This is a genomic window from Kribbella flavida DSM 17836 (genome assembly GCF_000024345.1).
GTDB classification, from domain to species: Bacteria; Actinomycetota; Actinomycetes; order Propionibacteriales; family Kribbellaceae; genus Kribbella; species Kribbella flavida.
Window position 1 is genome coordinate 675823 of sequence record NC_013729.1, and the last position, 23671, is coordinate 699493.

At 69.1% G+C, this 23671-nt stretch carries 22 protein-coding genes and 3 tRNA genes; 11 read left to right on the forward strand and 14 right to left on the reverse strand.

The features are described 5' to 3' along the window. Positions 1-56 precede the first annotated feature (56 nt). A complete protein-coding gene (locus tag KFLA_RS03220) occupies positions 57-701 on the forward strand; it encodes a hypothetical protein (RefSeq protein ID WP_012918325.1) in 645 nt (214 codons plus the stop codon). Between the two features lie 110 nt (positions 702-811). Beyond that, entirely contained in the window at positions 812-889 is a 78-nt protein-coding gene (locus KFLA_RS36405; RefSeq protein ID WP_083792954.1) for a mycothiol transferase, read from the forward strand. Between the two features lie 23 nt (positions 890-912). On the opposite strand, the gene KFLA_RS03225 is transcribed toward KFLA_RS36405, so the two are convergent. Beyond that, the gene (locus KFLA_RS03225; protein WP_012918326.1) at positions 913-1368 is read right to left on the reverse strand and encodes a hypothetical protein; all 456 of its coding nucleotides are present in this window, start codon (positions 1366-1368) and stop codon (positions 913-915) included. Between the two features lie 78 nt (positions 1369-1446). Here KFLA_RS03225 and KFLA_RS03230 point away from each other — a divergent pair, with 78 nt between their 5' ends. From KFLA_RS03230 to KFLA_RS03245, 4 genes are all read left to right on the forward strand, one after another. Beyond that, positions 1447-2007: a chloramphenicol phosphotransferase CPT family protein gene (locus tag KFLA_RS03230; RefSeq protein ID WP_041289123.1), complete on the forward strand. Its 561-nt coding sequence runs from the start codon at positions 1447-1449 to the stop codon at positions 2005-2007. A 108-nt stretch (positions 2008-2115) separates the two neighbouring features. After that, on the forward strand, positions 2116-2529 hold the full coding sequence (locus tag KFLA_RS03235; RefSeq protein WP_012918328.1) for a hypothetical protein: 414 nt from the start codon (positions 2116-2118) through the stop codon (positions 2527-2529). Positions 2530-2749: 220 nt separating this feature from the next. Next, complete coding sequence (locus KFLA_RS03240) at positions 2750-3853, forward strand: methyltransferase domain-containing protein (RefSeq protein ID WP_012918330.1); 1104 nt, start codon at positions 2750-2752, stop codon at positions 3851-3853. A gap of 454 nt (positions 3854-4307) precedes the next feature. Continuing rightward, positions 4308-4721: a DUF6924 domain-containing protein gene (locus tag KFLA_RS03245; protein ID WP_041289742.1), complete on the forward strand. Its 414-nt coding sequence runs from the start codon at positions 4308-4310 to the stop codon at positions 4719-4721. A 459-nt stretch (positions 4722-5180) separates the two neighbouring features. Here KFLA_RS03245 and KFLA_RS03250 read toward each other — a convergent pair. From KFLA_RS03250 to KFLA_RS03260, 3 genes are all read right to left on the reverse strand, one after another. Continuing rightward, positions 5181-5253 (reverse strand) — tRNA-Phe (locus KFLA_RS03250). 42 nt (positions 5254-5295) lie between these two features. Further along, positions 5296-5372 (reverse strand) — tRNA-Asp (locus tag KFLA_RS03255). 60 nt (positions 5373-5432) lie between these two features. Then, positions 5433-5505: transfer RNA gene (locus KFLA_RS03260), tRNA-Glu, on the reverse strand. A 250-nt stretch (positions 5506-5755) separates the two neighbouring features. On the opposite strand from KFLA_RS03260, the gene KFLA_RS03265 reads away from it, so the two are divergent. Further along, positions 5756-6097 (forward strand): metallopeptidase family protein, encoded by a 342-nt coding sequence (locus KFLA_RS03265; protein ID WP_237706712.1) that lies wholly within the window; start codon positions 5756-5758, stop codon positions 6095-6097. Between the two features lie 70 nt (positions 6098-6167). On the opposite strand, the gene KFLA_RS03270 is transcribed toward KFLA_RS03265, so the two are convergent. Next, the gene (locus KFLA_RS03270; RefSeq protein ID WP_012918333.1) at positions 6168-6899 is read right to left on the reverse strand and encodes a polyprenol monophosphomannose synthase; all 732 of its coding nucleotides are present in this window, start codon (positions 6897-6899) and stop codon (positions 6168-6170) included. Between the two features lie 61 nt (positions 6900-6960). Between KFLA_RS03270 and KFLA_RS03275 the strand changes: the two genes are divergently transcribed. Both KFLA_RS03275 and KFLA_RS03280 read left to right on the forward strand, forming a co-directional pair. Then, a complete protein-coding gene (locus KFLA_RS03275) occupies positions 6961-8325 on the forward strand; it encodes an FGGY-family carbohydrate kinase (RefSeq protein ID WP_012918334.1) in 1365 nt (454 codons plus the stop codon). 30 nt (positions 8326-8355) lie between these two features. Next, positions 8356-9225, forward strand: coding sequence for a deoxyribose-phosphate aldolase/phospho-2-dehydro- 3-deoxyheptonate aldolase (locus tag KFLA_RS03280; RefSeq protein ID WP_012918335.1), 870 nt, complete (start codon positions 8356-8358; stop codon positions 9223-9225). Positions 9226-9456: 231 nt separating this feature from the next. Here KFLA_RS03280 and KFLA_RS03285 read toward each other — a convergent pair whose 3' ends face one another. The 9 genes from KFLA_RS03285 to KFLA_RS03325 all read right to left on the reverse strand — a co-directional run bounded on the left by KFLA_RS03285 (position 9457) and on the right by KFLA_RS03325 (position 21459). Further along, complete coding sequence (locus tag KFLA_RS03285; RefSeq protein ID WP_012918336.1) at positions 9457-11934, reverse strand: alpha-mannosidase; 2478 nt, start codon at positions 11932-11934, stop codon at positions 9457-9459. Next, the gene (locus KFLA_RS03290; protein WP_012918337.1) at positions 11931-12542 is read right to left on the reverse strand and encodes a D-sedoheptulose-7-phosphate isomerase; all 612 of its coding nucleotides are present in this window, start codon (positions 12540-12542) and stop codon (positions 11931-11933) included. Before KFLA_RS03290 ends, KFLA_RS03285 begins: the two co-directional genes overlap by 4 nt. Continuing rightward, the gene (locus tag KFLA_RS03295) at positions 12539-13513 is read right to left on the reverse strand and encodes an ROK family protein (RefSeq protein WP_012918338.1); all 975 of its coding nucleotides are present in this window, start codon (positions 13511-13513) and stop codon (positions 12539-12541) included. The genes KFLA_RS03290 and KFLA_RS03295 overlap by 4 nt, the downstream gene beginning before the upstream one ends. Positions 13514-13523: 10 nt before the next feature. Then, positions 13524-14354 carry a carbohydrate ABC transporter permease gene (locus KFLA_RS03300; RefSeq protein WP_012918339.1) on the reverse strand — a complete coding sequence of 277 codons (831 nt, stop codon included), beginning with the start codon at positions 14352-14354 and terminating at the stop codon, positions 13524-13526. Beyond that, positions 14354-15322 carry a carbohydrate ABC transporter permease gene (locus tag KFLA_RS03305; RefSeq protein ID WP_012918340.1) on the reverse strand — a complete coding sequence of 323 codons (969 nt, stop codon included), beginning with the start codon at positions 15320-15322 and terminating at the stop codon, positions 14354-14356. The genes KFLA_RS03300 and KFLA_RS03305 overlap by 1 nt, the downstream gene beginning before the upstream one ends. A gap of 4 nt (positions 15323-15326) precedes the next feature. After that, the gene (locus KFLA_RS03310; protein WP_012918341.1) at positions 15327-16694 is read right to left on the reverse strand and encodes an ABC transporter substrate-binding protein; all 1368 of its coding nucleotides are present in this window, start codon (positions 16692-16694) and stop codon (positions 15327-15329) included. Positions 16695-16878: 184 nt separating this feature from the next. Continuing rightward, positions 16879-17886: a LacI family DNA-binding transcriptional regulator gene (locus KFLA_RS03315; protein WP_041289746.1), complete on the reverse strand. Its 1008-nt coding sequence runs from the start codon at positions 17884-17886 to the stop codon at positions 16879-16881. A 57-nt stretch (positions 17887-17943) separates the two neighbouring features. Beyond that, on the reverse strand, positions 17944-19653 hold the full coding sequence (locus tag KFLA_RS03320; protein WP_012918343.1) for an alpha-amylase family protein: 1710 nt from the start codon (positions 19651-19653) through the stop codon (positions 17944-17946). Positions 19654-19695: 42 nt separating this feature from the next. After that, positions 19696-21459 carry an MBL fold metallo-hydrolase gene (locus KFLA_RS03325; RefSeq protein ID WP_012918344.1) on the reverse strand — a complete coding sequence of 588 codons (1764 nt, stop codon included), beginning with the start codon at positions 21457-21459 and terminating at the stop codon, positions 19696-19698. Between the two features lie 186 nt (positions 21460-21645). On the opposite strand from KFLA_RS03325, the gene KFLA_RS03330 reads away from it, so the two are divergent. Beyond that, complete coding sequence (locus tag KFLA_RS03330) at positions 21646-22572, forward strand: glycosyltransferase family 2 protein (protein WP_012918345.1); 927 nt, start codon at positions 21646-21648, stop codon at positions 22570-22572. Next, the gene (locus tag KFLA_RS03335) at positions 22569-23633 is read left to right on the forward strand and encodes a glycosyltransferase family 9 protein (RefSeq protein WP_012918346.1); all 1065 of its coding nucleotides are present in this window, start codon (positions 22569-22571) and stop codon (positions 23631-23633) included. Before KFLA_RS03330 ends, KFLA_RS03335 begins: the two co-directional genes overlap by 4 nt. Positions 23634-23671: the final 38 nt, after the last annotated feature.

Consider the following 23671-nt stretch of genomic DNA (forward strand, 5'->3'; position numbering starts at 1 on the left):
TCCGCACCACAGCAGAATCCGCGTCACCTCCACCGAGTCCGAGCTAACCTCCGTCCATGACGCCGGATGATCCTCACGGCCCGTTGGCCGGCCTCATCCGCGCGCGCGATCGCTGGCTGGCAGACACAATTCCGGCGCTGAAGGCGAAAGCCGTGTGGCTGACCGGCTCCATCGGAGAAGGACGCGGCGACGCCTGGAGCGACCTGGACCTCTTGGTCGTCGACGGAAGTTGCCTGCTGGACGACGCGCTGCTCACCCTCGAACTGCCCCAGAACGGCCCCTCCGGCGGCCGGTACGTCGGCGCGATGTACGACCTCGGCGAGCTACCTCTTTGGGTCGACTGGTACGAGTGGCCCTCAACCGCCCCGATCCCCACCGGCTCACGACTCCTGGCCGGCTCCGGCTCCGCGGGACGCTTGAACCTCGCGGACACCCTCACCCTCGTCGGACGGGGAGTTCCAGGCCCTTCCCCAGATCCCGACACTTTCGCCCTCGCCATGCTCCCCCTGGCCGCGAAGTTCGTAGCCCGTGGTGACGTGGACAAGGCGACGCCGATGGCCGCCATGCTCGAGATAACTCCTGACGCCGCAGGCCTGTACGCCGTACTGGCGCGAGTCCGCGGCCACAACACCGCCCGCGCTCGCGTGGCGAAGTACCTGGATGTCGTCAGCACCTACCGGGAATCAGCGAGTCGACAGTAAGAACGGTCAGCCGACCAGCAACCAGTACGCCCTCCGGCGACCGCGGCATTTCGACCGCTCCTTTGCATGCTGCCTAGCCGGTTCACGGCGATACAGCCTTACCTGGCTCGATACCCGTAGAGTACGCACGCCACAACGGCCACGCCGATTTCCTCCGCGAGCGCATCGACGGCGCCACGGGCGAATAGCAGTCCAACAGCGCCGGGCGTGGCTACCGGAGCACCGCAGTACTGCCCGCTGCGGGGAATTGCTTGAGGTAGGCCTGCGCGCGTGGGATCGGATCTGACCAGTAGCCCTCAGGCGGCCGGCACCAATGACTCTGGCAATAGCTGTGCAGACTGTCCTCCGTGACAGGAAGGGTCTCGATCGGCACGCCCTCGAACTCCTCGCTCATGCGGACGAGTTCGTCGAGTGACGTCCAGCCGGCGTGATCGAAGGCGTCAGTCCCGTTGCTCGCGACGACGTGGAACGCGTCCTTCTCGCCAACCTTGCGCAGGTCGACGAGGTGGAACCCCGCGTCCGGATACGTCTCCAAGAACGTCCACGCCAGGATGTGGCAAGCGCCCGCAGCGAAAAATGCTTGATCCGACCGGTTCCAAGCCAGCTCCTGGTCGCGCCTCTCGGCATCGGTGCGACGAAAGAATCCAGCGGCCACGTGGCGAATCATGGCGCTGACCGTACCTCGTTCGGACGAGGCCGAGAACCGCTGTTCAGCGTTGCGGTACTCCGTGGCTAGTGTGCTGACATGACTCCTCAACCTCGTGGTCGGGTGCTCCTGCTCAACGGCCCATCGAGTTCAGGCAAAGGGTCGATCGGCCGCGCTCTGCTGCCCCTGCTGCCCGACCCGTGGTTCTTGGTTCCGGTCGACGTCATCAGCGGCTTGCGGTCCACCGTCCACACCCGCCAGCTCACCAAGGACGAGATCGCGGAGATGCTGACCCGCACCCGGCGCGGGTATCACCGAGCCGTCGCCGCCCTCGCCTCGCAGGGCAACGACGTGATCATGGACTACCCGCTCAGCGAGCCATGGCGGCTGACGGACCTGCTCGAGGTACTGACCGGGTACGACGTCACCCTGGTCGAAGTCCGCTGCTCGGAAGCGGAACTCGAGCGCCGAGAACGCGCCCGGCAGGATCGGCCCCTCGGTCTGGCCCGGTCGCAGTCCGTCTTCGAGCACAAGGATCGAGACCTCGTCGTCGACACCACGAACCAGACCCCGGAAGCGTGCGCGCAGATCATCGCTGAATCCTTGGAGCAACTGGACACCCCGAAGGCCTTCGACCGCTTGCGCGCTGCAGCGAGCTGAGGTGTCGCTACAGCGACAGCCACACCCATCAACCCCAGTGGTACCGCGGGCCGCGGCCGGTCATCTACCGGAAACTCCGGCACGGACCGGCGCAGTTAAAGTTCATCGATGGACTACCAGACCGTAGACACTCAGGTCCGCGCGCTGTCCGAGTTGCTCCGCGGCGCGGATCAGGCGACGATCGCGGCCGAGGTCGATCGGTTGAAGAACCTGGCGGCGCAGATCCCGGACGACCTCTGGCGGGCGCGTGCCGTGGCCAGGGCGCAGCGGCTGCCCGAGCTGATCACCGGGCCCGCGGCGGGCACGAGTGAGCAGTTCGAGCGAGCCGTACAGCTGCAGGGTCAGGCCGCGAGCGCGCAAGGAACGACGCAGGACCGCATCGCCGCGGCCGAGTCGGCGATCCGGGCCATCGCAGAGCTGGCCGATCAGGCGCCGGCCCGCGAGGCAGGCACGATCCTGCGGATGAACTCGTCCCTGGCTCGGCTGATCGAGCAGCTCCGGGTCGAGGGCCGGCCGGGCTGACACGCCCAGCCCACCCGGCAAGGAGCTGCATCCGTCGTCACCGGAGTACCAGTGTGCTCGGCGAGCTACAGCTGACCTTCGCCGCCCTCGACTTCCGGATCGTTCCCGGGCGTAGCTGGGTCTTCCTGGAAGCCAACCCGAATGGACAATGGGCCTTCGTTCCCGAGCTGCGGGATTCCATTGCTTGTGCGATCGCCGACTTTCTGGAGAGCAATTGCCGATGAGTGAGCCGAACGCGAGTCCCGATCACAAGGCGATCGCAGAGCTGAACAGGATGGTCGGAGAACTTGTTGCGAGCGGCAACATCACTGATCCGCGGTGGAGGGCGGCTTTCAGCGCCGTCCCGCGGCACCTGTTCGTACCTCGCTTCTATCGGAACGACGAGCAGGGCAGTTCGATCGTTGACTCGGCGTCTGAGGACGACTGGCTGTCGGCCGTCTACTCGGACATCCACCTCGTCACCACCGAAGACGTCAGATCGTCCTCCACAGCTCCGAGTTTGATGGCGAGCATGCTGCAAGCACTCGGGCTGGACGGTGGCGAGCGGGTTCTCGAGATTGGCACCGGAACCGGCTACAACGCAGCCCTGCTCTCGGAGAGATTGGGTTCTGAGCAGGTGACCAGTGTCGATGTCGATCCTGGACTCGTCGATCAGGCTCGGGAAAGGCTCGCGCTGGCGGGTTACCGCCCGCTCGTCACCGTCGCAGATGGAGTCGATGGTTATCCGGAGGCCAGCCCGTACGACGCCGTGATCGGGACATGCCGGCTTGACTTCGTTCCGTTGGCTTGGCTTCGCCAGCTCCAGCCCGGCGGGGTCATCGTGACTCCGTTGGGTGCCGGCGTTGCCGTGCTTCGGAAAGGGCAAACAGACACTGAAGCGCGAGGTCACTTTCTTCCGGATCCGGCGTACTTCATGCCGCTTCGGCATCAGCCGGAGCCGGAAGCCGTCGGGGAGTTGGTTGAGCTCGCCTTGCACGGAGTCGGCGTCAGCCGTGCGTACCGGTGCGACCTCTCGATCTACCGCGACAACGACGCTCGGTTCTGGCTCGACCTGACGAATCCAGCCATTCGTACGATGACAGTGGACGGTACGGCGCTGGCATTCCGGTCGGATGGTGCCTGGGCGCGGCTGGCCGACGGCGTGGTGACGCAGGGCGGGCCCGGTGCCCTTTGGGACGAGGTGGAAGCTGCGCATAGTGCCTGGGAGGAGGATGGCCGCCCTGCGCGCGGAGAGTTCCGGGTGAGCATCACGGGCGCGGGTCAAGAGGTCTACCTCGCCGATCGCCCTGAACGGATGCACCGGCTGGATCCGTGGCGCCGGTAGAACGCTGTGCCGGATGGTGATTACCAGCACGACGATGCCAAAGACGGCGCTCGGGCGATAATCACGCAAGGCGGCGACAGCCGGCGACCATCTGCGACAAGCATGCAGCTTCAGCCGGCGCTGAGCGGTGTGACGGAAGTCGCGGGAGGTCGACGTCTGAGCTGGTCAGGCTGGCGGTCGAATCCCCTGTCCCGTCACCCTGGCCTTTCCATCCCACCTCCCTTGGCGAGAAGGCAACCCGCGAAGACGGGAGTCCGCCTAGCGATCCGAACCTGAGCACGCAGCGCGATCGGTAACTGTCGCCGGTCGGGCTGGGGTCATGTTCGCCGGGCTGCACCGTGTCCTCCGTCGACTGATGTGCCAGACCCGTCCGCCATGTGATCTGCGAAGGCGCGGATCGCGGCAGATGAGTGCGTTGCGCTGCTGTCTGCGGGCCGTGAGGTTCAATACGAACATGCTCAGTTTGCCGAGTTCCGAGTTGTCCCTGCTGGTGCGGACCGATTTCACTGACAACGCCGCATGGCAGCGGGTTCGATCGGCTGCGCTGGCCGAGAGCGTTGATGGCTTCAGCGCCTACGTGACGGTCATCGATGAGCGCGCCTACGATGGCGCTTCCTGGGAAGACGTGCGCCAAGCGGCCATGGCCGGCGGGGAACACGCCGCGGTCCTGTTCATCGCGGACCAATCTGCACTCGGTGAGGATCATCCCATCCAGGCCGTGGACCTCAGCGGTGCATCACGAGCCCCGTTCAGGTGTATCGCTCGGGAGCTCTGGTCTGTGGACAACAACCTCAACCTCGCGAACATGGATTGGGATGAGTTCGCCGACAATACCGACGCTGACGGCGTTTTCCGCGGCTTCGCCTAGCCGCCCGCTCCTCGGCAGGTCCGCACGGTGGCCGCCCTGCGCGCGAACGGTACCGGGTGAGCATTAAGGACGCAGATGAAGAGGTCTTCCCCGCGGATCGCCCTGAGCGGATGCACCGGCGGGATCCGTGGCGCCGGTAGAGCGCTGTGCCGGGATGGTGATTGCCAGCACGAGGATCGCCGAAAAGACGGCGCTCGGGGTAGGCCGCGGGATAGGCGCGCAGATCGCGGGCGATAAGCCCACACGGCGGCGACAGCCGCTCGGCCGACGACCGCCGGGAACCGGCTGGCGATAGCCGGCAACCGCCTGCGATAAGCATGCAGCTTCAGCCGGCGCTGAGCCGGAGGGTGGGCGGGAGCGGGCGTAGCGGGCGACCGGAGGAGCGGAGCGACGGAGGTCGGCTGCGTAGCGCGCGTGGGAAAGAAAAATCCCTCCCCGGAAGCCGAAGAGGGCGCTGTGTGGTCAGGGGCGGTCTCGAACCGCCGACCTTCCGCTTTTCAGGCGGACGCTCTACCAGCTGAGCTACCTGACCGGGAGAAAAGATGGCGGTGGGTTTGCACCCACCGCCTTCTCCTGGCGACCCAGACGGGACTCGAACCCGCGACCTCCGCCGTGACAGGGCGGCACGCTAACCAACTGCGCTACTGGGCCTTGAACGCTCGATGATGTTACACCATCTTCGGAGCGGTACTGCAATCGGCCTTTCGACCGTATCCCCAACGGGATTCGAACCCGCGTTACCGCCTTGAAAGGGCAGCGTCCTAGGCCACTAGACGATGGGGACTCGGACCCGCGGGAGCCGAAGCTCCAGGGACAGCCGTAAGCATAGAGGAGATGGGTCCGAGGTCCAAAACGAGATAGCTGGGGGCGGGTGAGCAGGGTCCAAAGGCGCCCGCCCTGGCGGCGGTTGGGGTGGCGTTCGAGCGCTCGTGCTGCTGGGGTCGATCGCCTGCGGCCCGCCGGCCAGACCCCGCGACCGCCGGTACGCCGGCCGCTCGGGTGGGGGGCGTCACTACGCTGGGGTGGTGATGGAGATGAGCCGGGCGGATTTCGAGGTGCTGGTGGCCGAGGCGCTGGACGAGGTGCCGGTCGAGCTCGCGTCGCTGATCGACAACGTGGCGATCTTCGTCGAGGACGACGCGCCGCCGAGCGACCCTGGGCTGCTGGGCATCTACGAGGGCGTGCCGCTGACCGAGCGTGGCAACTGGTACGGCGGGGTGCTGCCGGACCGGATCACCATCTACCGGAATCCGACGCTGGCGATCTGCGAGACGGTCGAGGACGTGGTCGACGAGGTGAACGTCACCGTCGTGCACGAGATCGCGCACCACTTCGGCATCGACGACGCCCGCCTGCACGAACTCGGCTACGACTGACAACAACAGCCCGCAGGGCGCGCCAGTACGCCGTACCGGCAGCGCACCGGTACGGCGGACAACGAGGGGGTCAGGAGCGGCGGAAGAGCAGCTTCCAGGGCATCAGGGCCGACTCGAGCTGGACCTTCAGGCTCATCTTCGACGCGCCGTGGGTGCGCTCCTCGAACCGGATCGGCACCTCGGCGATCCGGAAGCCGCGGCGGACCGCCCGGTAGTTCATCTCCACCTGGAACGAGTAGCCGTTGCTCTGGATCGAGCCGACCTCGATCGCCCGCAGCGTGTCGGCCTTCCACGCCTTGAAGCCGGCGGTCGCGTCCTTCACGCCCAGCCGCAGGATCGTGTTCACGTAGAAGTTCGCCCAGGCCGACAGCATCCGCCGGTGCCAGGCCCACTCGGCCGCCGCGGAGCCGCCCTCGACGTACCGCGAACCGATCACCAGGCCGGCGTCGGTGCTGCGCAGCTTCTCGACCATGATCGGCACGACCGACGCCGGGTGGGACAGGTCGGCGTCCATCTGGAGGATGATGTCCGCGTTCTCGTCGAGCGCCCGGGTGATGCCGGCCACGTACGCGCGGCCGAGACCGTTCTTCTCGGTCCGGTGCAGGACGCCGACCCGCTCCGGCGCCGCCTTGGCCAGCTCGTCGGCGACGTCACCGGTGCCGTCCGGGGAGTTGTCGTCGACGACCAGCATCTGCAGCCCGGGCAGGTGCAGGTCGGCCAGCAGTCCGGCCAGCACGGGCAGGTTCTCCCGCTCGTTGTAGGTCGGCACGACGACGATGATCTTGGACAAGCTCTCACCCATTGACATTTCCTTCTTCGGGGACTCAGGACGCTATCGCATCAACCGGTCTAGGGTCCTCAGGGTGACGTATCTGGGGATAGATGTCGGCACCACGAACACCAAAGCATGCCTGTTCCCGCAGGGCCGGATCCTCACCACGCCCACCCCGCGCAGCGCCACGGAGCTGGTCGCGGACGCGCTGCGCCTGGTTGCCGAGATCACCGACGGGCAGCGCGTGGACGCGGTCGGTATCGCCGGGATGGCGGAGACCGGTGCGCCGCTGGACGCCGGTCTGGCACCGCTGACGGACCTGATCACCTGGCAGGACCAACCTGGTGTCCAGCAGGCTGCTCAGCTTGAGTCAGCGGTCGGTCCGCGCGAGTTGTTCGCCCGGACAGGCCTCCGGCTCAGTCCCAAGCTCCCGGTGACGACTTGGCGCTGGCTCGGCGACACCACAGACGTACTCAATCGCACCCGGCTCTGGGCAGGTGCGCCAGACCTCGTCCTGGCCGCGTTGACCGGCACCTCCGCGACTCACCTCACCCATGCTCAGCGGTACGGCGTACTGGACCTGCGGAAGCGGCAGTGGGACGCCGAACTGCTGGCGTGGGGTGGACTGGACCGGTTGCCGGCGATTGCCGAGCCGATGACTGTCACGGCGCATACGACAACCGGGCCGCTACCGAGCGGCGTACCGGTGGTCCTGTGTGGTCATGATCACCTTGTGGGCGCGTGGGCCGCCGGAGTTCGCGAGCCCGGCCAGGTCGCCGACTCGCTGGGGACGTCCGAGGCTGTCATCACGCCCAGTCCCGAACTCGTGCTCGACGACGAGCTCAGACGGCAGGGCATCAGCTCCGGCTGGTACGCCGACGGCCGGCTCGGCTGCGCGGTCTCCGGGAACGGCGCAGCGGGCGGTCTCGTGCAGCAGCGCCTCGCGTACTTCGGCCGCGACTACGACTGGCTCGCCGCCGTCCTGGCGCCGATCGGCCCAGCCAGCGACCAGGTCATCGCGCCGTACCCCAACGGCCGGCAGGCCCCAGCGCCCGACCCGACACCCCGGTACGACGTACGCGGTCCGGCGGCTGATCCCGCGGCGGAGATGCGCGCGCTGGTCGACGCGCTGAGCTTCCATGCCCGGTGGATGGCGGAGGAACAGACCCGGCTGCTGGGGATCGAGTGGCGCAGCACGGTCGCGTTCGGTGGTCCGGCGCGGCTGGACGGGTGGATGGCACGCAAGGCGCTCGCTGGGGGTGAGCGGGGATTCGCTGTAGTGCCAGGAGAAGCGACGGCGGCAGCAGGCGCCGCGTTAATGGCGGCGGAGGTGGTGACTGGTACGCCGAGCGTGCCGCTGGGAGGTCGTCCGGTGCGGAGTTCTCCACAGCTGGCGCGGCAGTGGGATGGCCCTGGCTGGCATCGATTCCATAAGGTGGTGACAGCGATCGGCTGATCGCCGAGACCCGCGCACGCGAGGAGACCGATGAGCCCGACGCTGGATGCCCTGGCCTACGACGACGGCACGTTCGCGATGGTCGCGATGGATCAGCGCGAGAGCCTGCGCACGATGCTCGCGGAGCACGGGCGGCCCGACGACCCGACCGCGATCGCCGCCTTCAAAGCCGCTGTCGCGCAGCACCTGGCGCCGCTGGCGTCGGGGTTCCTGATCGACGCCGGGTACGAGGCTCCTGCGGAGCCGGGATTGATCCTGGCGGTGGACCAATTGACGCAGGAGCGTGGTGGGCCGGTCACCGATACGCACCTGGATCGCACGCAATTGGACGACAAAGCGTTAGCGGCAGCGAAGGCGCGGGGGGTGGTGGCGCTGAAGCTGCTGGTGATCTGGAAGCGGGACGGCCACGAGGCACGCCGGCTGGAGATGGCGCGGGAGTTCGTCGAGCTCAGTCGGGCGGCAGGGTTGCTGTCGGTGCTGGAGCCGGTTGCGCAGGCCGCGCCTGGTGAGGCCGATTTCGAGCTCGATCGGGCGATCGTCGCGGCGGCCGAGGCGCTGGGGCCGGTCGGGCCGGACCTCTACAAGGCGCAGGTGCCGAGCCGGGGGATCGGTCCGGCCGACGCGATCGTGAAGACGTGTGAGCAGCTCACCGGCATCCTTCCGGTCCCCTGGGTCGTGCTGTCGAACGGCGTCGCTCGTGACGACTTCCCGCTGGCCGTCGAGCTGGCCTGTACCGGCGGAGCCTCCGGCACCCTCGCCGGTCGCGCCCTGTGGACCCCGGCCCTGGAGACCGACGACCCGGCCCCGGTGCTCGCCGGCCGTTGCCGCGACCGCCTGGCCGAGATCGCCGCCATCGTGCACCGCACCGCCCGCCCCTGGCACGCCGCCCGGCCCAGCTGATCCTCAGCCCGGGACAGGTCGTCCACGCCGGTGGCCGGCCGCCGGTGCGAGCTGCCGCTGGCGGTTCTGCCCGGCGAGCACGGCGTGCGCGGGGCGAGATGCTGACCGCCGTACGGCGGGCGCCGGACCGAGGCGGCGTACCTCGTCGGGACGCCGGTCCCAGCGGGCTGTGGCGGCGACCGCTCGTCGCGATCGCCGCCGTCGCCTGACCCCGCCGACGCAGGGCCCGGCTCAGCGCAGTACGCCGGGTGGAGGCTTGCGGGGGTCCCACTCGAGCAGGTCGACCTCGGTGGCCGGGGTCTCCGCGGCGGCGCCCAGGAGCAGGGTCTTCACCTCACCAGGCCGGAAGACCGCCTCCACCGTCCGGCCGAGGAACGGCAACGTGACCGTCACCTCGGCCTCGCGTCCACTCGTCTCGTAGCCGCGCAGCACCACCGCGCCGTTGTCGTCCTCGTCCTTCTTCAGCACCGACAGCACGACCTGGTCGGCGCCCGGCCCGTCGACGGTGACGAACGACTGCTGCTCGGGCAGTGGCCCGCGGTGGAAGCACTCGATCAGCGGCGTGACCGGCTGGTTCAGGACGGCCGCGTTGCGGACCACCCCGGCCGTACGCCAGTCGCCCGCGTGCGGCTGCAGCCGGCACCGGAACTTCTGGATCCCCTGGTCGAGGTACTCGTACACCCCGTCGGCGTCGAGCTGCCGCGGGTCGTGCCACGCGTACACCGGCGAGCGCACGCACGTCATCGCGAGCACTGGCCGACCAGCCTCCGACCCGTCGACGGCGAACGAGTACTTGCCGTCGTTGAGCAGTGCGACGCCTCCGTTCGACCCGGAGACGTCCACCCAGGCGTGCGACGGCACTTCCTCGCGGTTCTGCTCGCGGACCAGATGCCCGTACGGCACCTCGTGCGTCGCCTCGGCCTGCTCGATCGCGAAGGGGAAGCACAGCTTCAGCGTCTTCAGCTGCTCGCGCCAGTCGATCGTGACCCGCACGTCGACCGCGTCGGCGCCCGCGTCCAGCACGTACTCCTCGACCAGCGTGGACTGCCCGTACGCCGACTCGACCCGCACGACCTGGCGGACCGGGCCGTCCGCGAGCCGCCGGACCCGGGTCACCTCGAACGCGCCCGACGTGTTCCACAGCGACCGGACGCCGTGGCTCCAGGTGTCGGTGTCGTCGTCGATCACCTGCGCGTGCGCGACCTGCTTCTTCCTGGCCGGCAGCAGATTCGGCCCGTCGGCGGTCGCCAGCGTCTTCAGCCAGCCCGTGCGCGGGTCGACCTCGGCACGGACGATGCCGTTGTCCAGCACGAAGCCGTCCTGCGCCGGCGCGCCCAGGTGGTACGTCGAGTCGCCCGGGCGCAGCGTGTAGAGCTGGTAGCCCAGCGGCGGCAGGTCGGCGACGAACGCGACCCGGCGCCGCCCGTTCGCGGTCGCGGCGGAGCGGATCTCCTGCATCTGCAGCTGCCGGCCCGCCAGCCCTTCGGTCACTGCGATGTCCCCGCGCAACGGCGCCGGGTAGCCCAGCTCCAGCTCGACCGTCGTGGTCACCGGCCACGGGTGCGGGTTGAACACCGCGACCGGCACCATCTTCGGCTCCGCCGGGACGTCGATCTGCCGGGCGATCGACTGGATCGACCGGTTCGCCAGCCGGGCCGCGATCGCCTTCGCCTCGCCGAGCTGGTCGCGAGCGTCGTCGTAGGCCGGCTCGATCGCCGTCCCGGCCGCGATGTCGTGGAACTGGTTGAACAGCACCTGCTTCCAGGCGTGCCCGAGCTCGGCGGTTGCGTCCGGCGTACCGCTGAGCACGCCGGCGATCGTGGTCCACTTCTCCGCGGCGAGCAGCAGCTGCTCGGCCAGCCGGTTCTGCCGCTTGACCTCGGAGTGGGCGGCGTAGCAGCCGACGGCGTGCGGCTGCAGCTCGGTCGCGTGCACCGGGATGCCGTCGAAGCCGCGGGCCTCGTCGAAGAACTTCCGCATGGTGGACGGGAACATGGTCGGGAACAGGTCGCGCTGGGCGAGCTGCTTGATCGACTCGATGTTCTCGATCGTCGGGCCGCCGCCGTGGTTGCCGACGCCGTAGAAGACCATCAGCGGCTCGGTGGTGACCGGCAGCTGCTGCAGCGCCTTGGTCACGTGGCCGGAGATCTCGCCGCCGGGGGAGCAGTACTCGTGCGGGATCCGGTAGGCGAGCACGCGGGATCCGTCCATCGACTCCCACCAGAACTTCTGCCCGGGCAGCTCCCGCTCGTGCGACTGCGGGCGCAGGAAGGCGTAGGAGTCGAGCCGGGCCTTGCTCAGCAGCTGCGGCAGCGTGGCGTTGTGGCCGAACGGGTCGACGTTGCAGCCGACGGTCGCGATCACGCCGAGGTGCTCGGCCAGCCAGCGCTGCGAGTACAACGCGTGCCGGACGAACGCCTCACCGCCCGGGATGTTGCAGTCCGGCTCGACCCACCAGCCGCCGACGATCTCGAAGCGGCCCTCCGCGACCCGCTTCCGGATCCGGTCGAACAGGCCCGGGTCGTGCTCGGCGATCCAGCTGAAGTAGGCGACCGAGTCGGCGGTGAACACGTAGTCGGGGTACTCGTCCATCCGGTCCAGGGCGGACCGGAACGTCGCGCGGACCTCTTGGTACCCCTCCTGCCACTGCCAGAGCCACACCGCGTCGATGTGAGCGTTGCCGATCATGTGCAGGGGGCCACGGGTCATGGACTCTCCACGGTCTTGGGGTGGTCGGTGCCGGCCGCCCAGCGGTCGACGAGCTCGCTGATCAGGTGCAGCGCGAGCAGGTGCATCTCCTGGATCCGGGCCGTCTCGTCGGCCGGGACGACGACCGCCAGGTCGGCGGCCGCGGCGAGGTCCTGGCCGCGGCGGGAGGTGAAGGCGACCGAGCAGGCGCCGTTGGCCCGGGCCGCGGCCAGGCCCTTCACCACCGTCGGCGACGTGCCCGAGGTGCTGAAACCCACCACGATGTCCTGCGGCCGGGCCAGTGCCTCCACCTGTCGGGCGAACACGTCGTCGTAGGAGTAGTCGTTCGCGATGCAGCTCACCACCGCCGCGTCGCCGATCAGCGCGACCGCGGGCAACGGCCGCCGCTCCCGCAGGTACCGCCCGATCAGCTCGCCGACCAGGTGCTGCGCGTCGGCCGCGGAGCCTCCGTTGCCGTACGTGTACAGGACGCCTCCGGCCGCCAACCGGCGGATCAGCTCGTCCGCCACGGCCTGCACCTGGGGCAGCTGGTCGCGCATCGCCGCGGTCACCTCGGCGTGCCGGTCGAGCTGTGTTTCCAGGACGCGCTCGACCTGAAGCTCGGTCATCCGTTGCCTTCCGCGTGCAGCTTGTCGAGATGGTGGAAACCGATCGCGGCGGCGCCCAGCACACCGGCCTGGTCGCCGTGGTGGCTCAGGACGACGTCGCAGGCCTTCGCGGCCGGCGGCATCGCCTGCGACAGGGCGGCCTCGCGGACCGGGTCGAGCAGCAGCCCGCCGGCCCGCGTCACGCCGCCACCGAGCACCACGAGCTCCGGCTCGCAGACGTTGATGATCACCGCGACCATCCGCCCGAGCATCGCCGTCGTCTCGCCCCACACCGCAGTGGCCAAGACGTCGCCGGAGCTCGCGTGCTCGACCACGTCCTTGGCCGTCACGCTGTCCAGCGACCGCAGGGAGGACTCCGAACCCCACCCCTGCAACGCTTCGTGGGCGCGCGCGGCGATCGCCGTGCCGGAGACGTACGCCTCGGCGCAGCCGCGGGCGCCGCACCCGCAGGGACGGCCCTGCCAGTCGACCACGACGTGCCCGAGCTCGCCGCCCTGGCCGGCGGCACCCCGGAACAGGTCGCCGTCGATGACGACGCCGCCGCCGAAACCGGTCGAGACGGTCAGGTAGACCAGGTTGCGCACTCCCCAGCCGCCCCACCGGTACTCGCCGAGCGCGGCCGCCGTCGCGTCGTTCTCCACGTACGCCGGGAGGCCGAGCCGGTCCGTCACCAGCTGCCCGAGCGGCACCTCGTCCCAGCCGGGCAGGCCGGGCGGACCGAGGATCACGCCGGTGCGTGGGTCCAGCGGTCCGCCGCAACCGATGCCGACGGCCCCTATATCGGGATGACCGGCCTCGGCCAGCGCCTTCTCACCCAGGTCGAGCAACCGCCCGACGACCGCCTGCGGGCCGTCGTGGACCGCCGTCCCGATGCTCAGGAACGAGGACTGCAGGGTGCCGTCGGCCGCGACCACGCCGGCGGCGAGCTTGGTCCCGCCCACGTCCAGGGCGAGCACGGAAGGCTCAGGCATGACGGACGGATCAGCCCTTCTGCGCGGTGGTGGCCACGCCGTCGAGGATGTACCGCTGGCCGAAGGCGAACAGGACGATCATCGGCACCACCGCGATCACGCTCGCGGCCACGGCGAGCTCCCACTCGTAGTGGCCGGACAGGGCGAACGCGTCGATGATCGACTTCAGGCCGCGCGGCATCGTGAAGTAGTCCGGCGTCTGCAGGTAGATCAGCGGTTTCATCAGGTCCGACCAGCTCGCCTTGAACTCGAAGACGAACACGATCACCAGCGCCGGTTTGCACAGCGGGAAGGCGATCCGGCGGAACATGCTGAAGTAGCCGCAGCCGTCCACCCGGGCCGCCTCGAACAGCTCGCGGGGGATGCCGAGGAAGAACTGCCGCAGCAGGAACACGTAGAACGCCGAGCCGAACAGGTTCTGCGCCCACAGCGGGATCTGGGTGTCGATCATGCCGAGCCGGTTCCAGATCAGGTAGACCGGGATCATCGTCACCGCGCCGGGCAGCATCATCGTCGACAGCAGCACGCCGAACAGCAGGTTGCGGCCGCGGAACCGGAAGTACGCGAAGCCGAACGCCACCAGCGCGCTCGACAGCGTCACCGCCGCCGCGGCCATGAAGCCGACCGTCAGCGAGTTCATCAGCCAGCGCATCACCGGTGCGGTGTCGAACACCCGGGCGTAGTTCTCGGGCTGGAACACCTCCGGGATCAACCGGTTGTCGAAGACCTGGGAGCGCGGCTTCAGCGAGGCGCTGACCAGCCACACCAGCGGGTAGACGAAGACGAACGTGGCCAGCACGAGGAAGGTCAGGAACGGCAGCCGTTTCCACGGAATCGTCATCAGCGCTCCCCGTGGTAGTAGACGTAGCGGTTGCCGATCCGGAACTGCAGGAAGGTGATCGCCAGGATGATCACGAACAGCAGCCAGGCCATCGCCGAGGCGAAGCCCATCTTGAAGAACTGGAAGGCGTTCTGGAACAGGTAGACCATGTAGACCAGCGACTCCTCCGACGCCGAGGCCTTCTGCTGCGGGCCGTAGAACATCGTGTACGCCTGGTCGAACATCTGCATCGCGGCGATCGTGTTGGTGATCACCGTGAAGAACAGCGCGCCGGAGATCATCGGCACCGTGATCCGGAAGAACTTCGTCACCGGCCCCGCGCCGTCCAGCTCGGCCGCCTCGTACAGCTGCTTGGGCACGCTGTTCAGCGCGGCCAGGTAGATCACCACCGTGCCGCCCAGCGTCCACAGACTGACCATCGCCAGCGACGGTTTCAGCCAGTTCGGGTCGGTGGTCCAGTTCGGCCCGTTGATGCCGACCCAGCCGAGCACCTTGTTCACCAGGCCCTGCTGGCCGTTCAGCAGCAGCAGGAACATGGCGGCGGCGGCGACCGCCGGGGTCATCTCGGGCAGGTAGAACGCGGTCCGGAAGAACCCGCCGGCCCGGCCGACCTGCAGCAGCATCATCGCCAGCAGCAGCGCGAAGATCGTGCCGAGCGGGACGAACATCGCGGCGTACACGAAGGTGTTGCTGAGCGACTTGAGCACCCGTGGGTCGTCGAACAGCTCGCGGTAGTTCTCCAGGCCGACCGCCCTGGGGCTCTGGATCATCTGGTAGTCGGTGAACGACAGCACCAGGCTGGCGATCATCGGGCCGGCGGTGAAGATCAGGAAGCCCAGCACCCACGGCGCGACGAACGCCCAGCCGGCCCGGTCCTCCTGCCGGGCCAGCGGGCTGCGTCCGCGCCGGTCGGGACGGACGGGCTCGGCCGGCCCGTCCGTCCCGACCCGTTCAGCGGTGGCCGTCATCCGATCAGCCCTGGCTCGCCTTGTCGAAGGCCGCCTTCGCCTCGCTCTGCGCCTGGTCCAGCGCCGCCTGCGGGGTCGCCGTTCCGCCGAGTGCCTTGCCGACCGCGTTCTTCCAGGCGGCTTCGATCTCCGCTCCGGCCGGCGACGGGTTGAGCGACTTGGCCTTGTCCAGCACGGAGTAGTAGTTGTTGATGGCCTGGTCGAAGCCGGCGTCACCGGTCGGCTTCAGGTGCTTGGCCTTGATCTCCTCGTCGGCGGTCTTGTTGCCGGTGAACAGGCCGGTGAAGAAGCTCTTGTCCTTGGCGACGGTCTGCATCCGCGCCTCGGCCGCCTTGTGCCAGGTCTCCACCGAGGTCAGCGTCTTGGCCCACTTGCAGGCCGCGTCGAAGTTCTTCGCGCCCTTGGGCACCACCCAGGCCGAGCCGCCGAGTGTGCTGATCGGCTGGCCCTGCCGGTCGGTGAACGGGGTGGAGGCCAGCTCGAGGCCGTTCTTGCGCGAGTCCCGCAGGACGTTGACGTACCAGTTCTCGATCGGCATCACGCCCAGCTGGTCCTGGGTGAACTGGTTCTTCTCACCGAAGATGTCGAAGGTGTCGCGGAAGGTCTTGAAGTTCGACCAGCCGCCCTGCACCTGGACCAGCTTGATCGCGTAGCTGAGCGCCTCGACCGCCTTCGGGTCGTTCAGGTTCGGCTCGCCGCCGGGCTTGACCAGCTCGGCGCCGTTGTTCATCGCCCAGAGCGGGAAGAAGTCCGGCATCCGGGGGTCGTAGCCGATCCGCGCCGGCCGGCCGTTCTTGACCTTGTAGAGCTTCTTCGCGGTCTGCTCGAGCTTGTCCCAGTCGGTGGTCTGGATGTCGGCGGTCTGCACGCCGGCCGACTTCAGCGCCTTGCCGTTGATCAGGTTGGCCGTGACGGTGTAGAACTCCGGGATCCCGTAGGTCTTGTCCTTGAGCTTGACCTCGTTCATCGCGGCCTCGCGGTACTGGCCGGTGTCGATCCCGTTGTTCTTGATGCAGTCGTCGAGCGGCTGGATGGCGCCCTTGGCGGCGTAGGTGCCGATCAGGTTGCGGGCCATGTAGACCACGTCGGGTGCGTTCCCGCTGGAGACCGCGGTGAGGAACTGCTGGGCGTCGAAGTCGCCCTTGTTGTTCTTCACCGTGACGCCCGGGTAGGCAGCCTTGAAGGCGCTGATCCGGGACTGGGCGACCTCGTCCTCGCCGCTGAAACCCATCACGTTCAGGGTCCCCGACGGGGTGGACTCGGCGGAGGTGTCCCCGCTGCCGCCGCTGTCCTCCTTGCCGCCGACGCCCGCGCAGGACGTCAGGGCCAGCGCGCTCGCTGCCAGCACCACGGGCAGGCGGAGATGCTTCATTGCGTGCTCCTTACCTTCACAGGGGAACAGACCGTGGTGAATGTGGCATCGATGCCACATTCGATGCCTGGCACCGTATGTTCGCGCCCGAGGGGTCGTCAAGGCTCGAGTGCCCGGCTGTGGATAACAATTCGTCAGGTACCCACCCGGAAACAGCGCGGCCCCGGAAGAAAGCTCCGGCGGCTCAGGCGGTCGGAGCGGGGCCGGTGGAGCCCCGGACGACGAGCCGCGGCGCGACCCGGAGGATCCGGCGGCGGGCCGGGAGCTCGCCCCGGATGCGGGCCAGCAGTAGCCGGGCGCAGTTCCGGCCGAGCTCGACGGTGTGCTGGTCGACGGTGGTCAGCGCGGGCTGGACCAGCGACATCCACGGCACGTCGTCGTACGCCGCGAGGCTGAGCTGGCGCGGCACCTTCAGCCGCCGCTCCTTGATCTCGGCCAGCGCGCCCTGTGCAAGCACGTTGTTGGCCGAGATGACCGCGGTGACGTCCTGCTCGTTCAGCAGCCGCCGGGTGGTCTGCTGCGCGGCGTCGGCGTCGAAGCTGGTGAAGGCGATCAGGTCCTCGTCCACGGCGAGCCCATGGTCGGCGTGCGCGGCCCGGAAGCCGGCCAGCCGGCCCGCGCCGGTGGACCACTTGGTCTCGTCGATCAGCAGCCCGATCCGGGTGTGCCCCAGCCCGATGAGGTGCTCGGTCAGCGCGCGGGCGCCGGCCTTGTTGTCGCTCAGCACCACGTCGCTGCCTGACCGGCCGAGCTCACGGTCCGCGCACACCACGTGGACGCCGTTCTCCTGCAGCACCCGGGGGCAGGCCGCGGTGACCGGCGTGACGATCACCCCCGGCACCCGCATCGCCAGCAGCGTCTCGGCGGCCCGCATCTCCTCGGCCGGCTCGCCGTTGTCGTTCACCAGCACCATCTGGTACTCCGCCGCCCGCAGCTCCTGCTCGATGCCGGCCGCCAGGTCGGCGTAGAAGGGGTTGCGCAGGTCGGAGATCAGTACGCCGATCGAGGTGGAGGTGCGGCTGCGCAGGTTGCGGGCGTTGTGGTCGAGGACGTAGCCGATCTTCTCCGCCGCCGCCCGGACCCGGTCCCGGACGTCCGGGGAGGCGTAGCCACGGGTGTGCAGGGCGCGGGAGACCGTCGACGGCGAGACACCGGCCTCACGGGCGACGTCCTGGACCGTCGGACGCTTCACAGCCGCCCCTGGGCGCGGACTGCGCGCCTGCTGCCCCCGCGGGTTCATGGCCGCAGTCTAGGCCGTCTGATCCTGCCCGAGCCCTGTACTGCCCGAGCCGAAGCTTCGCCAGCTTTCCTGGATGGCGGCGAAGTCGTCGGGGCCGAAGTCGTGCCGGTCCGTGTCCGTGCCGTCGACGTAGTACAGCGCCGGTACGCCCAGTCCGTGCTGGATCTTCAGGTACTCCCGCCACTCGGCGTGACTCGGCATCATCCACCCGTCGGTGTCGATGCCGAGCTCCGGACAGGCTGCCTTCACCACACCGGCCCGGTACGTCATGTGCCGGCCGACGTAGCCCAGCTCGGCGTACTCGATCGCGCGCAGGACGTCGTTCAGCCGGATCATGTCGGTGACGTCGACGAAGGCCGGGTTCGGGGTGTGGGTGACGACGAGCGCGTCCGGCTTGATCCGCTTGGCCGTCTCGTACACGAGGCGGAGCTGTTCGTGCAGCAGGGCGGTGCCCCACAGTGATCCGTTGTGCCGCAACGAGGCGCCCGACGGAGTCCTCGCGGTGAAGTCGATCTTGAAGCCGTCAGCGTCGAGTCCGTCCGGGGACAGCATGTACTCCACCGCCTCGGTGATCAGGTCACGGCAGGCCGGAGCCTCCGGGTCGAGGCCGACCGGCCGACCGCCCGCGTCGGTGATGCAGGCGTCCCCCGGTGCGCCCTCTTCGTCCCAGGCCTTCCACCACAGCAGCACGCGCTGCCCGGCGGAGTGGCGCTTCGCGATCCAGCCCCGGAGGTCGGGCCACTTGACCGGATCGGGCCGGCAGGTCGCGTACTGGTCCTGCCACTTGTCGTCGATCACGATGGTCTGCGGCGTGATGCCCTGACCACCCAGCGTCTCCAGGAACCTGTCGTAGTTGATCTGCGTGGCCAGCGGCTGTGGAGCCTGATCGGTCCGGGCGGCGATCGCGCACTGGGCGCCCCACCCGCAGAAGATCGTTCCCTGCCACCAGTCCTGCTTCTGCGCCGTACGGCGAGGTACGACGTCGTACTCGTCCAGCAGAGCCCGGTGCTGGGCCACGACGTCCTCCGGGTCCGTGCCGCCCAGGTGCACCACGAGCAACGGCGTACGGAAGGAGCCGTCCACCGCGGTGTGTCCCTCGTAGTCGAGTTGGAGGGAGAAGCCACCGGTGACAGGGGAGTAGTGGTAGTTGGTGAAGGTGTGGTCGGCCACGGGAGCGACCAGGCTCAGTCCGATCCACTGCTGCGCGTCAGGCGTGACGGCGAAGCACCACGGAGCCGGGGAGAACAGCCAGCGCTCGATGCCCGGCTCACTGCCCTCGCCGCACGGGCCGATGGTGGCCGGCTCGAGCGCGTCCCGCACCACCCGGGTGGGGTGGTCCGGGTTCGGCGACCAGGCGTGCCGGAGGTGCGAACCACTGGGCAGGAAACCCCGGGGTGTCCGCCGGCCGCCGAGCAGGTGCAGATCGGTGATCCGGCCGGTACCGGTGACGGTGGTGGCGAACTCGATCCGGTCCGGCAGGAAGCGCGCTGTGGTGACCCGGCTGTCCCACACGGTGCTCCGACTGGTCGTCGTCACCACCAGCTCACCGGTGTGCCTGGCCTCGTCGACCAGGATGTCGCCGTAGGTCTCGTCCACGCCGCCGACGGTGTCCACCGAGCTGTGCAGCCGCAGCTCGAACCAGGGCCGGCCGTCGAGGCCGTGCACCGCCGCGTACGCCTTCGCGGTGTTGACCTCGACCGTGTAGTTGCCGATGTTCACAGAGTTCCTCTCCGAAGGGGTGGGCGGTGTCCAGGACGGTGTTCAGGCAAGGCGGACGTTGACCAGGGCCTCGGCCAGTTGGCCCAGGTAGCGGCCGTCGCGGGTGACGGCCGCGGCGACCCGAGCGCGCTGAACCGGCCGCCCGACGTGCGGGACCACCACGAAGTGCTGGTCGTCGACCGGTTTGCAGTCCCAGCCGCTGGGTACCACCAACTCCGCACTCCCCGGCGTGTCGACCGTCAGCTCGAACGGCTGCCCGTCCACCGCGTCCACCCGGTACGGCGTGATGCGGGTCGCTCCGCCGTAGACGGGATCGTCGGGCTGCAGCAGTTCGCGGTGGACACGGGCCACCTCGGCCCCGATCCGGGTCAGCTCGTCCAGGTAGTCCTGGTCGACGATGCGCGGTTGCCAGTGCCCAGCGATCAGCAGCTGCGGCTGCAGGCGTTGGTAGAGCTCCGCCGAGGCGATGTAGTCGTCAGGGCGGAACAGGTTGGCGTACTGGAAGTTCGGGATCTCCGGGACCACGCCGGGCAGCCACGTCCCGGTCTGCTGGTCACCGGTGGCCAGGACTCGGCGTCCGTCGACGGTGAAGCCGATGGCCGACGCGTAGAGCGTGTGTCCCGGCAGTGCATGCATCTCCAGCTCGTACTCGCGCCACCGCACGGTGGTGCCGTCGGGTATGTGCCGCTCGCAACGGATCGGCTCGTACCAGAGGCAGGGCACGTCGTAGTCGGACGGCCTCTCCAGTACGGCGGCCACCGGGCTGGACGCCCACACCTGCGTGCCGTGGACCTCGCGCAGCAGGTTGAAGCCCGCCACGTGGTCGTCGTGGTAGTGGGTCGGCACGGCGACCTCCACCCGGTCGATGCCGTAGTCGCGCTTCAGCGCCCGCACACTGGGCAGCCAAGGCCGCACGGTGTACCGCTCGCCGCCCTGCGGGATACCGGTGGTGAGGTCGTAGCCGTAGTCGATGAGCAGGGCAGTGCCGGCGTCGCTCAGCAGCACGTAGCTGCGGGACTCGCTCGTCTGGTTCATCAGCAGGTGCGGGCTGAGCTCGACGAACGGCTTTTCCAGCTTGGCAAGAATGTCGGTGGGGAAGCCCATCCGGACGCGGTGCAGGTCGGCGAGGTTGGCGCAGGTCTGTGCGACGGCGTCGGCCGGGTCCGTCATCGGCTCCCCGTGGCTGGGCAGCAGGACCGTCGGCTCGTGGTCGAGCAGTTGGACCAGTGACGCCATCGTGAGCGTCGCGCCCTCCAGACCGACGTACGACCACTGCAGGGCCGCGGCGGACCAGACCTTGCCGGGGCTGTGCACCAGGTCGCCGACGAAGGCCTGGCCGTCGATCAGGTAGGTGACGCTGCCGGGGGTGTGCCCCGGGGTCGGGACCGTGGTGACCTCGAGGTGACCGATCCGGCAGGTGCTGTAGTCCTTCATCACTCCGGTGATCGGCACCTGCTCGAGCAAGGAGAAGCGGTCGAGGCGAAGGTCGTAGTTGTTCGCCAGCCGGCGCCGCAGCCAGTTGTGGTCGACGTGCTCGATCAGGCTGGCCTCGTTCTCCGGCACCCAGATGCGGGCGCCCGCCGCGGCCAGCGCCGGCAGCCCCTCGACCTGGTCGCGGTGGTGATGGGTGACGATCACGTCGGTGACGCGGTCCACGCCGTACGCGTCCAGATGCTCCAGCCAGCGGCCGGAACCGGCGTCCACGGCGACCGCCGTCCGCCGCTCGGGATCGACGTGCAGGTAGACGACGCAGGTGTCGTCGACGGCCTGCACGTTCGGCCCGACCGACCGACTTCGGTTAATCACACACAGCACCCTAAGCAACGCTTGTGGGTAGTTGACAAGAGGATGTGCAAACGATTCCACACGGATTCTTTCGGCCAGCACGCTGCGCGAGCACTCGCTTGCAGTGCCGTCCCCCCGCGCGGCCCAGAAGCCGCCGCTGCGTTTGCCGGGCGGGTACGTTGCCGCCACATCGGGTACTGCGGCCGCATGGAACGCTCAGAGTCCTCGCCTGCCCCGGCAGTCACGACGGTGGTGGTCAGCCGCAACCGCAGGGACGAGTTGCTGGCGAGCCTGGCCAGGCATCAGGGGCCGGTGGTGCTGGTCGACAACGGCTCGACCGACGGTACGGCGGAGATGGTGACCCGGCGGTACCCCTCGACGGAACTGGTGCCACTGGCCACCAACCTCGGAGCGCAGGCTCGCAACATCGGCGTCGAGCTCGCGCGGACGCCGTACGTGGCTTTCGCCGACGACGACTCGTGGTGGGCGCCGGGCTCCCTCGCTGCCGCGACCCGGATCTTCGACCGCTACCCGCGGATCGGCCTGCTCGCGGCGCGCATCCTGCTGCGGGCCGAGGAGGTCGAGGACCCGCTGTGCCGGCTGATGGAGTACTCCCCGCTGCCGGATTCCGGTGAGCTGCCGGGCCGCCCGATTCTCGGCTTCGCAGCCTGTGCCGCGGTGGTACGCCGGGACGCCTTCCTGAGCGTCGGCGGGTTCGACCCGGTCGTGTTCTTCGCCGGTGAGGAGGAGCGGGTCGCCTACGACCTGGCCGCGGCCGGCTGGGCGCTGCGCTACGTCCCGGAGCTGGTCGTTCACCACCACCCGTCGCCCACCCGGAACCGTCGGGGCCGGGACGCCCTTGTGGCGCGCAACACGCTTCTCACCGCCGTCATGCGCAGGCCGTGGCCGGTGGCCGTGCGGCAGGTCGCCGCAGCGACCGGTACTGGTGGGGTCCGTGCGGTCGTCTCGGCCGTCCCGCGGCTGCCGGCTGCTCTGCGCGCCCGGCAGACACTTCCGGCCGACCTGGAGGTCGAGCTGCGGCAACTGGCGGAGTGGCAGGCGACCTTTCCGACGGACATCGCTGCAGTCTCCGATGCCGTCGGCGAGGCCACTGTGAACGGGGCGAAGGGGTGAGCGGCGCAGCTGTCCGAGGTCTCGTTCCCGGCGTCGAGAGACTCGCCGTACTCCGGGCCAACGCGATCGGGGACCTCGTCGTCAGCCTGCCGGCCCTGGCGGCGCTGCGTACGGCGTACCCGGGGGCGCAGCTGACGCTCATCGGCGACGAGTGGCACCGGGACCTCCTGGCGCAGCGGCCGGGCCCCTGGGACCGCGTCGTGGTGGGACCGCGCTACCCGGGCCTGCGTGGTGAACCCTTCGACGCCGAGCCGGGTCCGGACTACGAAGCCTTCCTGGTGCAGCAGATCGCGGAGTCCTACGACCTGGTGGTCCAGCTGCACGGCGGAGGCCGTACCAGCAACCAGGTTGTCCAGGCACTGAAGCCGAGACTGTCGGTGGGCGCTCGGACGCCCGAGGCGCCGGAGCTGGACCGCTGGGTACCTTATCCACCCGACCGGCACGAAACCCTGCGCTGCTTGGAGATCGTCGACCTGGTCGGCGCTTCCATCACCAGCATCCAAGACCTCGCACCGCGCCTGGCGGTGACCGGCCAGGACCTGGACGAGAGCTTCTCCGCTTCTGCCAGCGAGGTCGACGTGGTGGTCCACCTGGGAGCGAACGACTCCCGCCGACGCTGGCCGGTGAGCAGCTTCGCCGTCCTGATCGAGCGGCTGACCGAACTCGGGCGGGAGGTGGTGCTGATCGGTGGGGCCGCGGATCGTGAGCTGGTGGCGGAACTGCCGGCCGGAGTGCTTCCGGGCTGCCGCGACCTGGTCGGCCGGCTGACTCTGGGTGGCACGCTCGGACTGCTGTCCAGGGCTCGCCTGTTCGTCGGAAACGACTCCGGCCCGCGGCACCTGGCCGCTGCGGTCGGGGTCCCGACGGTCGGCATCTTCTGGGGCCCCAACCGGCAGACGTTCGGCCCGCTGGTCGGACCGCACCGCGCGGTGACGGCGTACCGGACCGATTGTCCGCGGTGCGGCGTGGAGCGGATGGCGTGTGCGCATCCCGACTCGGTGGTCGCCGGCGTCACGGTGGAGGAGGTGCTCACGGCGGTCGCCGACCTGCACACCGGATAGCGGCGAGTGAGAACCGCTTCGCTGAGTAGCGCTCCCAC

Bases quoted from the DNA above. Each gene is read 5' to 3' on its own strand.
- KFLA_RS03300 (WP_012918339.1), bottom strand. From the start codon at position 14,354: ATGACGATTCCGTGGAAACGGCTGCCGTTCCTGACCTTCCTCGTGCTG.
- KFLA_RS03225 (WP_012918326.1), bottom strand. From the start codon at position 1,368: ATGATTCGCCACGTGGCCGCTGGATTCTTTCGTCGCACCGATGCCGAG.
- KFLA_RS03235 (WP_012918328.1), top strand. From the start codon at position 2,116: ATGGACTACCAGACCGTAGACACTCAGGTCCGCGCGCTGTCCGAGTTG.
- KFLA_RS03280 (WP_012918335.1), top strand. From the start codon at position 8,356: ATGAGCCCGACGCTGGATGCCCTGGCCTACGACGACGGCACGTTCGCG.
- KFLA_RS03305 (WP_012918340.1), bottom strand. From the start codon at position 15,322: ATGACGGCCACCGCTGAACGGGTCGGGACGGACGGGCCGGCCGAGCCC.
- KFLA_RS03240 (WP_012918330.1), top strand. From the start codon at position 2,750: ATGAGTGAGCCGAACGCGAGTCCCGATCACAAGGCGATCGCAGAGCTG.
- KFLA_RS03270 (WP_012918333.1), bottom strand. From the start codon at position 6,899: ATGGGTGAGAGCTTGTCCAAGATCATCGTCGTCGTGCCGACCTACAAC.
- KFLA_RS03230 (WP_041289123.1), top strand. From the start codon at position 1,447: ATGACTCCTCAACCTCGTGGTCGGGTGCTCCTGCTCAACGGCCCATCG.
- KFLA_RS03310 (WP_012918341.1), bottom strand. From the start codon at position 16,694: ATGAAGCATCTCCGCCTGCCCGTGGTGCTGGCAGCGAGCGCGCTGGCC.
- KFLA_RS03245 (WP_041289742.1), top strand. From the start codon at position 4,308: ATGCTCAGTTTGCCGAGTTCCGAGTTGTCCCTGCTGGTGCGGACCGAT.
- KFLA_RS03295 (WP_012918338.1), bottom strand. From the start codon at position 13,513: ATGCCTGAGCCTTCCGTGCTCGCCCTGGACGTGGGCGGGACCAAGCTC.
- KFLA_RS03290 (WP_012918337.1), bottom strand. From the start codon at position 12,542: ATGACCGAGCTTCAGGTCGAGCGCGTCCTGGAAACACAGCTCGACCGG.
- KFLA_RS03265 (WP_237706712.1), top strand. From the start codon at position 5,756: ATGAGCCGGGCGGATTTCGAGGTGCTGGTGGCCGAGGCGCTGGACGAG.
- KFLA_RS03220 (WP_012918325.1), top strand. From the start codon at position 57: ATGACGCCGGATGATCCTCACGGCCCGTTGGCCGGCCTCATCCGCGCG.
- KFLA_RS03285 (WP_012918336.1), bottom strand. From the start codon at position 11,934: ATGACCCGTGGCCCCCTGCACATGATCGGCAACGCTCACATCGACGCG.
- KFLA_RS03330 (WP_012918345.1), top strand. From the start codon at position 21,646: ATGGAACGCTCAGAGTCCTCGCCTGCCCCGGCAGTCACGACGGTGGTG.